The following is a 12,987-nucleotide window of genomic DNA, read 5'->3' on the forward strand; positions in this document are numbered from 1 at the left end:
CTGATGGAAGACAGTGTCGTTCACGCCAGCTTCGTAGCGAATTTATATAAGGACAACCTGAAAGCGGCGGGCATCGGTACCGGCAACTACGGCTTTAATGTGGCCCTTCCTGCCGCGTTGAAAGATGGTAAGCCACATGTGCTGCGCCTACGGGTAAAAGGAAGCAGCACGATAATAGGGCCTTCGAAAACGATTACTTGTGCGGTTAACCAGTACCAGGGAAAACTGGAATATGCGGACTGCGCTGTGATAATGGGTTGGGCGTGGGATCGCAATTTCCCAAACAATGCCCAAACGCTGGAAGTGGTGGAAGGTAACACGGTATATGCCACGGTACTGGCCAATTTGTACCAGGAGAGCTTGAAGACGCAAGGAATCGGAACTGGCAACTACGGCTTCCGGATTGCAACGCCGGCAGCCCTGAAAGACGGGTTGACGCATCAGTTGGGCCTTAGAGTCAAAGGAACTACGGTGCTGTTAAGCGCCCTGAAGCCGTTGAGTTGTCCTGTAAACGAATATCAGGGCAAATTTGAGCAAGCCGACTGTAATTCCGTAAGTGGTTGGGTGTGGGACAAGAACTCGCCTACAAGTTCTGTTACGGTCGAGTTGATGGAGGGTAACGTAGTTCATGCGAGTGCAGTGGCTAATATTTACAAAGAAAACTTGAAGACAGCGGGTATAGGAACTGGTAATTATGGTTTCAAAATTACGTTGCCTGCAACTTTAAAAGATGGAAAGTCTCATACGCTGAATATCAGAGTGAAGGGGAACTCGTTTGTTCTTCCAAATTCGCCTTTGACCGTTTCTTGTAGCTCCTCGGCCAGACAAGGTGGAGAAATAGATTCGCTGATTGAGTCACTTGAAATCCAGCCCGATCGTGAAGAACATAGGGAGGACTTTACCTTGTTCCCCAACCCAACTTCCGGCATAGTGACAGCACGTTTCGGTCAGATCACGGGCGTCTCAAAGCTGTCCGTTGTGAATTTGGTTGGTCGCACTGTATGGGAAATGCAGCTCTTGGAGAAGGATTACCTAGCTAAACAACAGATTGACCTTCGTGAATTCCCCTCCGGAATTTATATTGTGAAGTTGGAAAGAGGTTCGAAAACGAAATCGAGACGATTGGTTTTGGTCAAGTAAGCTCTATCGAGTTGTTTGAAAACAGAATAGCCCTTGTTGATTGCAAAGTTATAATGTGACCAACAAGGGCTAAATTATCGTTCAACAAATCAAACACGCATAGCAACCTCCTTATGTGGAAATCTGATAACAGGTTTCCCTCCGCGCGTGCCGGTATCGGGCCTATTATCGGCCGTTTCTGATTTAAGAAACCCGGGCTTTCTAGTCAGATCAATTAAATCTGCAAAATGCTTCATGTTAAACCGCTCCATCAGCATCCTGCGGTGATATTTGAGCTCGATCATCGATATTTTTAGCTGAGTAGCGATCGCTTTCGGCGGCTCTTCCCTTGATAATGCTTCCAGGATGGCGCGTTCGATACTCGACAGGTAATCCACAGATGGCGCCCCGGTGGCTATGCCGGCCGAGAGTATGTTCTGAACATCTTCCGAGAGAAACAAATTACCTTTCTGGACCTGGGCAATTGCCGTAAAAAGCTCCTGGGACAAGCAAGTTTTGGTCAGAAATGCCTTAGCACCCAGCCGCATGTAACTTCTGATCAGCCAGTCGTCATTCAGGGAGGTCAACACGATTATTTTGGTGCTGTTGTCAGTAAGGCGGAAGATGGCGTCCACGCCTTTGTCGTATTTGCCGTTAAAGCAAAGTTCGGTGATCACAAGACTTGGAAGTGTATCACGGCTCTCCGCGGTAAAAGCCTGGATCGAGCTGTAATGTTCGATCGATTCTATGGCGGGCAGCGAGTTGATCAGATTCATTCTGAGGGCTTCGGTGAAGATCTGATGGCTATCAATTAGTGCTATTCTCATTATTGGAGGGATTGTTGATAGGCCGTGCTTTGCACTGCTTATCAAATGGTTAGTTAATAGGGTTTGATAGAGAGCGTTCCAACCAAAGGGCAGGTGAATCCATGCCCACTCGAAGCCAAGCAAAGTCTGCCGGGTGACATCCGTTATAGAGATCTACCGGCTACCTGTCGGGCAGCAGCTTTCTGGTGTGATACGGTGAAAAATAAACGGGATCTGCTGGGCGATCAGCGCTGGCAATGTGCTTCTCCCCGGATTGACGGGTTAATCAATGCGGCGGTGGCTGATGATCGTTGTATGATCGGCTGGGACGCGTGGCCGCGTAGGCCGCTTGCGAGAATTGTTGCTGGTAACATCTTTCTATAATTAACGTTGAATAAAATTTACTTCATGACTACGCCTCACTAGGCGATTCTAAGATAAACGATCTCCGATCGTTTTCAGAATCCAGAAAGCCAAGGCCGGATTTTAGTGCGTGAAATGAGCTGGGACTTCATGCCCGCGTAGAATAATGAACCTGAAACTATGCAACAAAGTTTACTATCACAAATCTCAGATCGACGTATATCGTTTTAATTAGACTAATTATTTAAATAGTTATATTAATAAATAAGATAGTTTAATTTTTGCCATGACCTGTATTCCGGGGTGTTACAATGAATTGAATCCGAGTTGTTTATGTATGACCGCTTGATATTGAATACGATAGGGGTAGGTTAGGCTCAATTGGAAAAATACAAATCGGCACGTCACTATATATACGCAGGTTGACGGGGAGACTAAGCGGCCAGGTGTGACAATGTAGTATTTGTAACCGGTTATTTATTATGAGATAGAGTAGGTGAGTAATACTAATTCTACGAGTAAATAATTCTAATGAATTGCAGGTGTGGAGGCGTTTTGAAAGACTTTTACAGCTCTAACCGGTAGGTAATTATGTTGTAGAATGTCAAAGGAATTAGTATTGACCTTCGAATTAGGTTACTATTTTGCTTTCGATTTTACTCAACGATATAATGAAGGGGATCTTGCGCAATGCAGATCCCCGTTTTTGTTTTTAGTCTGCACTGGCCAGTTTCGGCCGGAATTTAACCACCTTGTTGCTCTGCGGCTTCACGCTTTGCAAATACGCGAAAATCGCTCTCAGGTCACTTTCCTTCATGCCGGCGTACATTGTCCAGGGCATAGGTGTATTCATTTCATTCGGAGCCGGCTTATAAGGTTTGTAGCTGGAATCGGCATAGGGTTTGAAGCGCTGTACGAACGCATCGGCCGTCCAGGTTCCGATGCCGTTGACTTTATCGGGTGAAATGTTTGCCGAGGTGGTAATGCCGTTGGGCATGATAAACTCCATACCGCCTCCGAATTCCGTTCCCGCTACTTTTTCGCCCTTCTCGCGCTTGCTATGGCACTCGACGCAGCTGGCCGCGGTGGCCATATAGCGTCCGTATGCGATTTGATCGGTCTCCGACGGGCGTTTGGTAAGATTGGCTTTCGCAGGCATTGTGTTGATCAGGATATTGACCGGAAAGTCGTACTGGGGAGGTGCTATGTCGTGTTTTACGGGCGCCAGGGTACGTACGTAGGAGATAAGGCTGTAAATATCCTCCTCGTCGAGCTGGCCGTAGTTCCGGTAGGGCATAATCGGGAACAGCGCCCGGCCATCCCTGCTTGTACCGGTGGTGATGGCGCGGAACACCTCGCCGTCGGTCCATTTACCGATTCCATACGGAGTGATGTTTCTGGCATAAAACACACCGGGAAAACCCATATCGCGGCTGAACAGCTCGCCCCCACCGCCGAAATTGCCGGCAGCCAGCGGAGCCGAAAACAACGTCCAGTCACGGGTACTGTGGCAGTCCACGCATACGGCGACGTGATTGGCAAGGTACTTCCCGCGTTCAATCCGTTCCGGAGTTCTTTCCACCGAAAGTACGGGAGCTTCGCCGACATCCGGAAGGGCAGTTTTTACATAGGTAGCAGCGGCCGCAGCGGCCAGAATGAGCACCACAAGGAGAATGCCCACGATTTTAAAGAGCTTTTTCATAACAGAGGGGTGACAGAAGATGGTGAATATCAGGATTGAACATAAGGTACGACAATTCCCATAAAGCTCAAATACTTAGTTATTTAGCGAAAGTTGAGGTGGGCGCTTGCAACGTTTAAATGCAACATGGTGTCTAAAATGCAAAATTCAACCAGCTATTGCCATGAAAAGAACTTTGCTTGCAAGCTGCCTGATATTGCTGATGCTCTCATGTTATCCCAGGGACTCAGAACCCTTTGTCGGCAATGTGAAATTCGACGGCACGGGCTACCGGCCGGTCTACAAAAATCCCGATGAGATATCCAAAGTGGAGGTCCAGGCGGCCCAGGCACTCAAAACGCCGGGAAAAATTTATACATTCGACCGGTATCTGTTCATTAACGAGCTCGGGAAGGGCATTCATATCATCGATAATACCGACCCCAAAAAGCCTGAAAACCTCTCGTTTGTATCGATCCTGGGCAATTACGACATTGCCGTGAAAGACAACTGGCTGTATGCCGATAACTTCTCCAACCTGCTGGTGATAGACATTGCCAATCCTAAGGTGCCGAAAGTTGTAAAAAGTATTCCCAATGCCATTCCGGTTCATAACTACCCGCCATTGCAGGGCATCTATTTCGAATGCGCCGACGAGAAAAAGGGCGTTGTAGTGGATTGGGAAAAGGTGGATATGGCCAAGCAACCCAAATGTTACCGGTAATCACTGAAAGATATTGATTTAGCTATGAAAAAGTTGATACCCCTTTTATTCCTCGGGCTGGCGGCGATCGGCCTGATGCTGCTGCTGAATGCATGCGACAGTAAGTCAGACTCGGGGCCTAGCCCGCAGACGGGAGCGGGCGGCTCTATGGCCAGGTTCGCTATTGCCGAGAACTCGTTGTATATCGTCTCAAAACAATCGCTCGAAGTTTACGATATCAATGACGCCGCAAATCCAACCAAAGCAGTAACCAAGAACATGGGCTTCGGCATCGAAACGATTTTTCCCTATCAGAAGAACCTGTTCATCGGAGCGATGGACGGCATGTACATTTATGACAATACCAAACCCAATGCCCCTGTTTTATTGTCTAAATACACCCACGTGTTTTCCTGCGATCCGGTGGTAGTGCAGGGGCGCTATGCCTACGTGACTTTGCGCGCCGGTGTGACGTGCCGGACTGGTACCGCGTTCAGCTCGCTGGATGTGGTCGATATCAGCGATCCAGCCAAGCCACAATTAGTGGGTAGCCATCGTATGGATTCGCCTTACGGATTGGGCGTGTCGGGTAATAAGCTGTTTGTATGTGAGGGCGACAAGGGCTTTCGGATGATGGATATCAGTGACCCTAAGGTTCCGATTCAAAAGTATTTCTTCCATGAAGTCCCTGCCTACGATGTGATCGTAGGGAACAACCAACTGATCGTCACCGGCAAGGGGGGGCTCTATCAATACAAATACGGCGAATCTGACAGCCTTGAATACCTCAGCAAGATCCCCGTTTTATGAAAAGCACACTGTTTACGATTTTTGCTTTCCTGTCTTCAACTTACAGCTTTGCCCAGTTCGATGTGGAGACTGCCAAACGGCATGTGATCGTCAAATACTCGCCGCTTCCGATGTTTGATTTCGACAACACCATTCAATTCGGAGTCGAAATACCTTTGGATAAAGGGAATTTTGCATTGCAGCAGGATTTAGGCTATGGAAACTCCTCGTTCAATGGCTGGTACCACAATGATAGCCGGCGGCCCGATAAGGAGATTTTCAAAAGCCGGACGCATTTTAGATGGTATTTTATGGAGAGACGCAGGATGCGCGCTTACACGGGTCCGGAGGTATTGTTTAAGAAAGTAGTCTATCGCGAAAGCCAATGGATGGGCAAGGATTGTGATTCACCATGGGGGCCATGTAGTTTTTTTCAGAACCAACAGGTAAGGATTGATAAGAATGTCGTCGCAGGGCATGCGCGATTCGGATGGCAGTTTATCACCCCCGGCCGGTTTGTATTCGACGTTTTTACCGGCGTTGGCTTCCGACATATTTTTGCCACATCCCATTCATCGGGCATAGCTGATTCGGAAATCCGCAGCGTTTATGACCATTGGGAATATGTTAGTCCCAGAAGAAACGACTTTGTTCCCAGCGCGGTAATGGGCTTCCATTTGGGCATTGTTTTAGGCAAATATCGAAGGGATTGACTACATTACCATCCAATCCCTAAACATCGGACAACCATGGATAATGCCATCAGCTGGTTTGAAATACCAACCACCGACCTTGATCGCGCCACCGCGTTCTACGAATCGATTTTTCAGATCAAATTCTTTCCGCTCGACACTCCGAACCTCAAAATGCGCATGTTCCCCGTGGACAACATGGCAACCGGGGTAGGCGGGGCGCTCGTATATAGCGGTGGGTTCCACAAACCTTCCACCACCGAAGGACCATTGATTTATCTCAATGCGAATCCGGATGTGCAGGTCGTGCTGGACCGCGTAGCAGATGCCGGCGGCAGAGTAATCGTTCCCAAAACACAGATTAGCCCCGAATACGGCTATATGGCCGCATTCATCGACTCGGAAGGTAACCGCATCGCCCTGCATTCAGCGCCGGTTGCGTAATCTTAGATTTTGACCTGCAATGTCAGGTACAAACCCCGCCCGTCGGATGGCAGGATACCCGGACCGGGATAGCCTGTCGCCCGGCGGGTAAAATACATCTGGTCAGTCAGGTTGTTGACGCTGCCCTCCAACCGGAACCGCTTCCATTCATAGGACAAGCTCACATCCATGATTTTGTAGGCAGGGATAAGTCCTACTACCGACGACACACCGCCGTCCACGGCGTTGGTGGCCTCGGAGAACTGGTTGGTAAGATGCGTGAGCTGAAATGAACCTTTCAACTTTTTATAGCCTATCCGCAAACCGGTTTTCAGGTTGATTTTAGGGACAAATTCTACCTGATTCCCCTGCACACCCGGGATTTCGCTGTGTTTGTATTCCGATTTAATGAATGCAAAGTTCCCGAACAGAACACCGCTCCAATCGGACTGCTCCGGCCTTGCGAGCCGAAGGAAATCAGCCTCCGCATAAGATTCAATCCCCATGATAATCGCCTGACCGACATTGCTTCTCAGGCGCAGCACACGGTTACTTTCGTCATAGAACTGCACCTCACCGATCCGGTTATCATAGTTCAAATAGAACAGGCTCACATCATAATTGAACAGCGAGGTCTGATGACTACGCACGCCAAGGTCGATCGAGTAGCCTTTCTCGTCCTTTAAATTCGGGTCGATGACCGAGGAAGGGTTGGCAATGCGCATATCGCTGAAGGTAATCGAGCGGTAGTTTTGAGAGATGTTGCCATAGAGCTCAACCTTTTCGAGGGGCTTATAGCCAACTCCGATGCCGGCTAGCAGGAAATGGCGGCCGTTGGTACGGTACTCGTCCGTCCGTGAGATGTTTATCACATTACCTGCCAGGTCGCGTGCGATGTTGCCATAGTAGCCATCGGCAGTCGTTTTAATGTATTCAAAACGCAGGCCGGGCGTAATCGATAGCTTGTCGTTGAGATAAAAGATATTTTCTGCAAAAAGGGCCACGTTGCGATTGGGGAAGCGGTAGTCGTAGGTAACAAACCTGTCTGGCTCTACGAACGTAAAGTCAGCGTCCTTCCCTTTGCTGCCCAGTCCCTGCAAGTTGTGGTTGTAGCCATAATAATAGCGTCCGCCCAGCAGTAATACCGACATTTTCTTGGCAACCGAGTACCTTTTCAGATAGCGGGCCTCGGCACCCCAGTTGGTGAAATCGCCTTTGATAAGATCACGTTCACTATTGTCGTCGATGGTCGCCACGCGATTGGGCCTGAAACCGAGCGAATAGCGGTTGGCGGCCAGTCCGAAAATGCGCAGGTTAAACTCGTTGCCCGCATTAAAACGGTGATCGAAATGCACGGCAGCCATATTCCAGTTAACATTAAACCAGTTGCGTTCGCGGTTGGTTTGGCGGGGATCGTCAGCAAACATCGCATCCGAAAGCCCGCCAGGCTGCTTGGCCAGGTAATGCATATGTGTGACATCGAGGCCGATTGTAGTCTTATCGGAAATCTTGTAATCCAGGTCGGTATAAAAAGTATAGTTGTTAAAACGCGAGTTTGCACGCCAGCCGTCGGCTCTTTTGTATTGGAAAAAGGTGTAGTAGCTCAACTTTCCCACAGTCCCGCTCGCGCTGGTAAAAGCATTGTAAAATCCGAATGAACCCACGCTCTGCCTTGCCACCACCTCGATCTTCTTGTCTTGAACCGGTTTTCTCATAACAAAATTGATCAGCCCACCGAACTGCGTGCCATATTGGAGCGAGGCCGCTCCACGTACGATCTGGATCTTACCAACGGCCTCGATAGGGGGCGTATAGTAGCTTTCGGGGTAGCCCAGAGCATCGGCGCTGATGTCGTGGCCGTTCTGGCGCACATTGAAATTGGCCGTCCGGTTCGGATCCAGGCCCCGACCGCCGATATTGAGCTGCAAACCACCGCCCTCGTTTTCCCAGATATTGAGCCCGGCCACACGCGAATAAACCTGCCTTGCATTGTTGGTCGATAAATTAGCTACCAGCTGTTCGGGCGTAATCACTTCTGATTTTTTTCCTTCATAAATACCCATACTCTCCACGCCGCGAAGTCGGGAGAACCCGAAGTCAGCGGCTTTTTCCCTCACGGTGAGCTCATCGAGATTTTGCTCGGAGGAGGCCAGGTAGAGCTTGAAATATAGGTCCTTCCCGCGGGCATGGAATTGCTTTTTCTCGATACGGTAACCCGATAGCGTCGTTTGCAGCGTGTAGTTTCCGTTCGGGACAGATTCGAAAACAAATTGGCCTTCCTCGTCGGTGACGGCCGTCAGGTTTTCATTCAGAAAGATGGTGCAGCCTTTGATGGCAGCGCTGTCGGATTTGGAAAAAATGTGTCCCGACAGCCGGGTTTGGGCCATGGTAATGCTACTGATCAGCAGCAGGAGGGGTAAAAATTTAAAGACCTTTAATTTCATTGTTAGATGGGGTAATCCAGGATTTGTGTTGGAACGAGTCGCATTGCTGAGCCAGGTCCACATCGGGTGCAATTAATGGCTTGCCTGTGCGCCCGTTCAGGGCTACGTACGAATCCACGTATACATGTGGCTGTACGAAGCCGCGTGCCGCGTAATAGTCGCGAAGCATATGCGCGTATTGCAGGATCATATCGGGTTGGGTCGACATCATTTTTTCCTGCAAGCGCGTGAGAAAATCATTGTTGTTGACCGTCTGTCGTTTTCCATTAGCGTCCGTGACGGTAAACTGGGTATATCCCGCTTTCTCCATCAACATAACTCTCCATGAGAACCGGTAACCTTCCTCAGTCCAGAAGAGCTCATCAGGATAAAGCAGGTACCGGAACGGGAAAAAGATTTGGAATACAAAAAACACTACGAAAACTGCCTGCACCGCCGGTAGCACCAATGCCGGAAACCGGTAACGTCCCGCGGGCTTTGTAGCGACCGGTGGTAGTTGCAGCAGACTTCCGGCATAGCTGATGAGCTTCTGATGAAATGCAGCCGGGAAAAATATGAGCGCAGTGACGATCATGATATAGGGAAACATGCCGATCGGGAAAAGCAGCGAAGTAAGCAAATGGAACACTACGACCGATAAGTAGGCAAACGGCCTGGTGCGGCGGTTCCAGAGCAGAAACCCGATGCTCAGATCATAAATGCAGCCTATCCAGCTGAAAATATAGGCCGTTTCACTATGATTGAATAGCTCGCCGATCAGCAGGGTGTCGTTTTTGGCGGGCAACCATATTTTCAATGGCAATGCTTCAAAAAGCCAGTCGCTGTTGAGCTTGGCGATGCCGGCATAGAAGTACAACATGCAAACGAGCACGCGAATGCAGTCGATGCACCAGGCCGGGATCTCTCCGGCGCGTGCGGCTTCATTATGGCGCGCATCAACGGAAAACATCGTATGGGCAGGCAGGAAGATGAGCATAAAGCAAATCAGGCTCACAAAATAGTAATGGTTCAGATACGTGCTTTTGTCCATAAGCTCGATGTAGGTGAAGCTTAGGAAAAGCGCGACGGACGCCAGCCGGTAGTACCAGCCGATGGCCAGCAGCAGTGCCGAAATGCCGCACACCGCGAAAACAAGGTAAGTCCATTCGCCAAGCGGTTTGACAAAGCCCAAACCATAAAAAGAAAAAAAGAACTGCGGGCTGATATACAGCTCTTTGACCCACCCCAAAGCAACAAAACGGACTGTGCTGATCAGCAGCAGCAATCCGAAAATGGCTCTGAATACGGCCAGGGGAGCCGCCGAGGTGTATTTTTGCAGATATGCCCGCATAGTGTACTAGTCCCCGTCGTTGTCGGTATAGGTAATGGTGATGCTCATGGCGGAGCTCATATCCACTTTCAGCATCCGTACGGCCTTTTGCATTTCGTTGTACGTGTCTTTCATCACCTGGTTATTGGTTTTAACCTCCTCATACAAATTGGGTTTCAATGCGTCGAGCCTGGCCGTTGCTGCCTGGAATTGTGTGTTGATCGTCTCGCTCAGCAATTTGCCTGTACTACTGTCTTTGGCGCCCAAGGCATCCAGGTAGGTTTTAAGTCCAGGGCCGGCTTCTGCTGTAACAGCGTGTCTTCCATTGAAAAAATCGACGTAGGCCTTGTGTGCCGTTTGGGCGAGAGCTTTGGAAATGTCTTTTTTATAAAAAGCCTCCACTTTCTCGGCTGCCGGAATACCGCTGGCCATAGCGCCCGAAGGAATCCCGAACTTGCCCGAGCGGATGTAGCGTTCATAATGCAGCACAGTAGCATTGACCATCAGCGAGGTCGATGAGCCGATGTCAAGGCCGGTTTTGCTGATAAATGTGTTGAGGTACTCGCCTTTCCAGTCGCCAATGACCTTACCCAGCAGCGATTCCATACGGGTGACAACACGGGTAATGTAAGCGAGTTTCTTGGCTGCGTCCTTGTCAGTGGTGTATTGAGCAAGAATGGCGGCATCGTTGGCTCCAAGGCCGTTGACGAGGTAATCGAGCGCGGGAAAACCCTGGGTAGGGTAGGATGCTGGTACTTCAAGGTTTGATGCCGGGTCGGCGATATTGGCGGCAATGCCTGCCTCGCTGGCGGGATAGATATTGAAAAAGTTGCGGATCGCCTGTTTTTCCCCCGGACCGAAATCGAATAATTCTACGCGCTCCCATGCTACATAAGCATCCGCCCACGCGGCGCGGAATTCGGTCAAAGTTTGCGCATCGGGCTTAGCCGTAAATGCTTTGGACTTTGCCGCCATCAGGTCAAATTTGGTTTTGAACTGGTCGTAGGAAGGAACGATCACATTTTCGGCAAGGGCTTTGAGCATCACCGACCGGTCTTTTCCTTCGTCCGTAGGCTGTGGATCGGGCTTATCGCTTCCGCCCGAACAGCCTAGGAAAAGCATTGTCAGCAGGAGCGCGAAGTACTTTTTCATTCTTATCAGAGGTTAGATTTAAAACGACAAATGGTGGACCGGCAAAATGCCGATCCACCCACTTGAAAACAGGTAATATGTGCTGTTACAGCTTGAATTTCTTGGTAATGGCCTCCGAAGCCGCGTTAATCTTGTCATTGGTCAGATCCCAGAACCCATTGGGCGAAGTCGGGCCGATCAGCCCCAACAGGATACCATCGGAGTAATTGGAATCCGCACCATTGATCGCGCAGTAACGCAGCGAGTAAATAAAGCCAAGGCCTTCTCCGATAGCATGCGCACGTGCAGCGTCGTCGGTGCCTGTTTTCCATTTGCCAAGGTAGCCGTTGGCAGCTTTCGCGATGGCCTTTTCCAGCGCTGTGCGGATGAAGGTCGCCTGTGTTTTCAGCTCGGTTTTATCGTTGTTTACAATCGCAACGCGGCCTCTGAGAAATGCAGTATGGACTTTCGCATAGTCGTCCTTGTTGTATTCCCAAAGGTACGAACCTAGAAACTGCTCGGTTGCTTTTGCGCCCTTTACACCGTCCGTTGCCCCTTCGAGCAGGATCGGGTTGGGGGTAAGCAAGCCGAACGCTTCATCCCAGTTGTGTTCCAATGCAGTGTATTTTTTGCCTGAAACCAGTGCTTTGTTATCTGCTTCCAATCCTTTGTCAAGCAGTACATTGCTGATATAATCGAGCTGCAACGCACCGATGAGGCCTTTCTGGATGATCTGGCCCATTTCAATACCTTTGGACGTAACCAAGTAGTTGCCCAATTTACCGGCCACACCTTTTGCGGCTTTTACCTTCACTGCCTTGCTGGCTTCTGCCATCTCGCCAAAATAGCCTTCAAGTGCTGTGCGGTTAGCCTCCGCTTCTGCCGATGCTTTTGATGAAGCGGTCACGTTGCGAAGTTGCACGCCGGATGCATTCAGGTCGGCACCATTCACCACAACTGCTCCTGATTTAATATCCTTGAACGGGTTACCACTATTCGCAAACAGATTTTTCATGACAGCGGCATCCAGCGTTGCCGAGTCGCGCACTGCGCCACCGATGTAGTAGTTCAATGCCTGGAACATCCGGTAACGGTCGGTACCTGATTTCAGATCAGCAGTTGTATCGCCTTTGGTGTCGATGAAAAGGCTTTTATAGGGCGTAGTGGCTGTAACTTTCGCGTAGTCGATCTTGGTGCGAAGGTCTTGTTGCGCGGGAGGTGTTGGCTCCTCGTCATCTGAGCAGGAAACAAGTCCGAATGCAGCGACAGAAGCGAACAATATAGCCCGCAACTTGAAATTGTAGTGTAGCATTTATCCAGTAAGCGTTTTTGTTGGGGATGTAACCAGGTGGTTTATTTAGATCAATTATAAATCCCGGCAAACATATGCATTATTTAGAATTGGAACAAATTATATAAGAAAGAGTGTGAAAAAAGATTTTTGGATCGAAGGGTAAAACGGACCGTGGCGTGGAAAAGGAACTTTATAGTCGAAGCTACGCGTCTAGTCCATTACCGGACAAAATA

General features: G+C 49.5%; 11 protein-coding genes. 5 read left to right on the forward strand and 6 right to left on the reverse strand.

What is annotated here, in order from left to right; genetic code table 11:
* Positions 1-1,140 (forward strand): T9SS type A sorting domain-containing protein (locus J2Y43_RS15660; protein WP_309984287.1); only part of this gene is annotated, 1,140 nt, incomplete at its 5' end.
* 89 nt (positions 1,141-1,229) lie between these two features.
* On the opposite strand, the gene J2Y43_RS15665 is transcribed toward J2Y43_RS15660, so the two are convergent.
* A complete protein-coding gene (locus tag J2Y43_RS15665; RefSeq protein WP_309984290.1) occupies positions 1,230-1,946 on the reverse strand; it encodes a response regulator in 717 nt (238 codons plus the stop codon).
* 1,054 nt (positions 1,947-3,000) lie between these two features.
* Positions 3,001-3,990, reverse strand: coding sequence for a c-type cytochrome (locus J2Y43_RS15670; RefSeq protein WP_309984292.1), 990 nt, complete (start codon positions 3,988-3,990; stop codon positions 3,001-3,003).
* A gap of 163 nt (positions 3,991-4,153) precedes the next feature.
* Here J2Y43_RS15670 and J2Y43_RS15675 point away from each other — a divergent pair, with 163 nt between their 5' ends.
* Genes J2Y43_RS15675 through J2Y43_RS15690 form a run of 4 tightly spaced genes read left to right on the forward strand, consistent with a single transcriptional unit; the run spans position 4,154 to position 6,597 of the window.
* A complete protein-coding gene (locus tag J2Y43_RS15675) occupies positions 4,154-4,693 on the forward strand; it encodes a hypothetical protein (RefSeq protein WP_309984294.1) in 540 nt (179 codons plus the stop codon).
* A gap of 24 nt (positions 4,694-4,717) precedes the next feature.
* Positions 4,718-5,482, forward strand: coding sequence for a hypothetical protein (locus J2Y43_RS15680; protein WP_309984296.1), 765 nt, complete (start codon positions 4,718-4,720; stop codon positions 5,480-5,482).
* Positions 5,479-6,174 (forward strand): hypothetical protein, encoded by a 696-nt coding sequence (locus J2Y43_RS15685; protein ID WP_309984298.1) that lies wholly within the window; start codon positions 5,479-5,481, stop codon positions 6,172-6,174. Before J2Y43_RS15680 ends, J2Y43_RS15685 begins: the two co-directional genes overlap by 4 nt.
* A gap of 36 nt (positions 6,175-6,210) precedes the next feature.
* Complete coding sequence (locus J2Y43_RS15690; protein WP_309984300.1) at positions 6,211-6,597, forward strand: VOC family protein; 387 nt, start codon at positions 6,211-6,213, stop codon at positions 6,595-6,597.
* A gap of 2 nt (positions 6,598-6,599) precedes the next feature.
* On the opposite strand, the gene J2Y43_RS15695 is transcribed toward J2Y43_RS15690, so the two are convergent.
* The 4 genes from J2Y43_RS15695 to J2Y43_RS15710 all read right to left on the reverse strand — a co-directional run bounded on the left by J2Y43_RS15695 (position 6,600) and on the right by J2Y43_RS15710 (position 12,772).
* On the reverse strand, positions 6,600-9,020 hold the full coding sequence (locus J2Y43_RS15695) for a TonB-dependent receptor domain-containing protein (protein WP_309984302.1): 2,421 nt from the start codon (positions 9,018-9,020) through the stop codon (positions 6,600-6,602).
* Complete coding sequence (locus J2Y43_RS15700; RefSeq protein ID WP_309984304.1) at positions 9,001-10,350, reverse strand: HTTM domain-containing protein; 1,350 nt, start codon at positions 10,348-10,350, stop codon at positions 9,001-9,003. Before J2Y43_RS15700 ends, J2Y43_RS15695 begins: the two co-directional genes overlap by 20 nt.
* Before the next feature lie 6 nt (positions 10,351-10,356).
* Complete coding sequence (locus J2Y43_RS15705) at positions 10,357-11,481, reverse strand: imelysin family protein (RefSeq protein WP_309984306.1); 1,125 nt, start codon at positions 11,479-11,481, stop codon at positions 10,357-10,359.
* A gap of 85 nt (positions 11,482-11,566) precedes the next feature.
* The gene (locus J2Y43_RS15710) at positions 11,567-12,772 is read right to left on the reverse strand and encodes a DUF4856 domain-containing protein (RefSeq protein ID WP_309984308.1); all 1,206 of its coding nucleotides are present in this window, start codon (positions 12,770-12,772) and stop codon (positions 11,567-11,569) included.
* Between the last annotated feature and the right edge of the window lie 215 nt (positions 12,773-12,987).

This window comes from Dyadobacter sp. BE31 (assembly GCF_031457695.1).
Taxonomy (GTDB): domain Bacteria; phylum Bacteroidota; class Bacteroidia; order Cytophagales; family Spirosomataceae; genus Dyadobacter.

Coding starts and splice junctions, on each gene's coding strand:
- J2Y43_RS15685 (WP_309984298.1), top strand. CDS start 5,479: ATGAAAAGCACACTGTTTACGATTTTTGCTTTCCTGTCTTCAACTTAC.
- J2Y43_RS15665 (WP_309984290.1), bottom strand. CDS start 1,946: ATGAGAATAGCACTAATTGATAGCCATCAGATCTTCACCGAAGCCCTC.
- J2Y43_RS15695 (WP_309984302.1), bottom strand. CDS start 9,020: ATGAAATTAAAGGTCTTTAAATTTTTACCCCTCCTGCTGCTGATCAGT.
- J2Y43_RS15680 (WP_309984296.1), top strand. CDS start 4,718: ATGAAAAAGTTGATACCCCTTTTATTCCTCGGGCTGGCGGCGATCGGC.
- J2Y43_RS15690 (WP_309984300.1), top strand. CDS start 6,211: ATGGATAATGCCATCAGCTGGTTTGAAATACCAACCACCGACCTTGAT.
- J2Y43_RS15700 (WP_309984304.1), bottom strand. CDS start 10,350: ATGCGGGCATATCTGCAAAAATACACCTCGGCGGCTCCCCTGGCCGTA.
- J2Y43_RS15705 (WP_309984306.1), bottom strand. CDS start 11,481: ATGAAAAAGTACTTCGCGCTCCTGCTGACAATGCTTTTCCTAGGCTGT.
- J2Y43_RS15710 (WP_309984308.1), bottom strand. CDS start 12,772: ATGCTACACTACAATTTCAAGTTGCGGGCTATATTGTTCGCTTCTGTC.
- J2Y43_RS15675 (WP_309984294.1), top strand. CDS start 4,154: ATGAAAAGAACTTTGCTTGCAAGCTGCCTGATATTGCTGATGCTCTCA.
- J2Y43_RS15670 (WP_309984292.1), bottom strand. CDS start 3,990: ATGAAAAAGCTCTTTAAAATCGTGGGCATTCTCCTTGTGGTGCTCATT.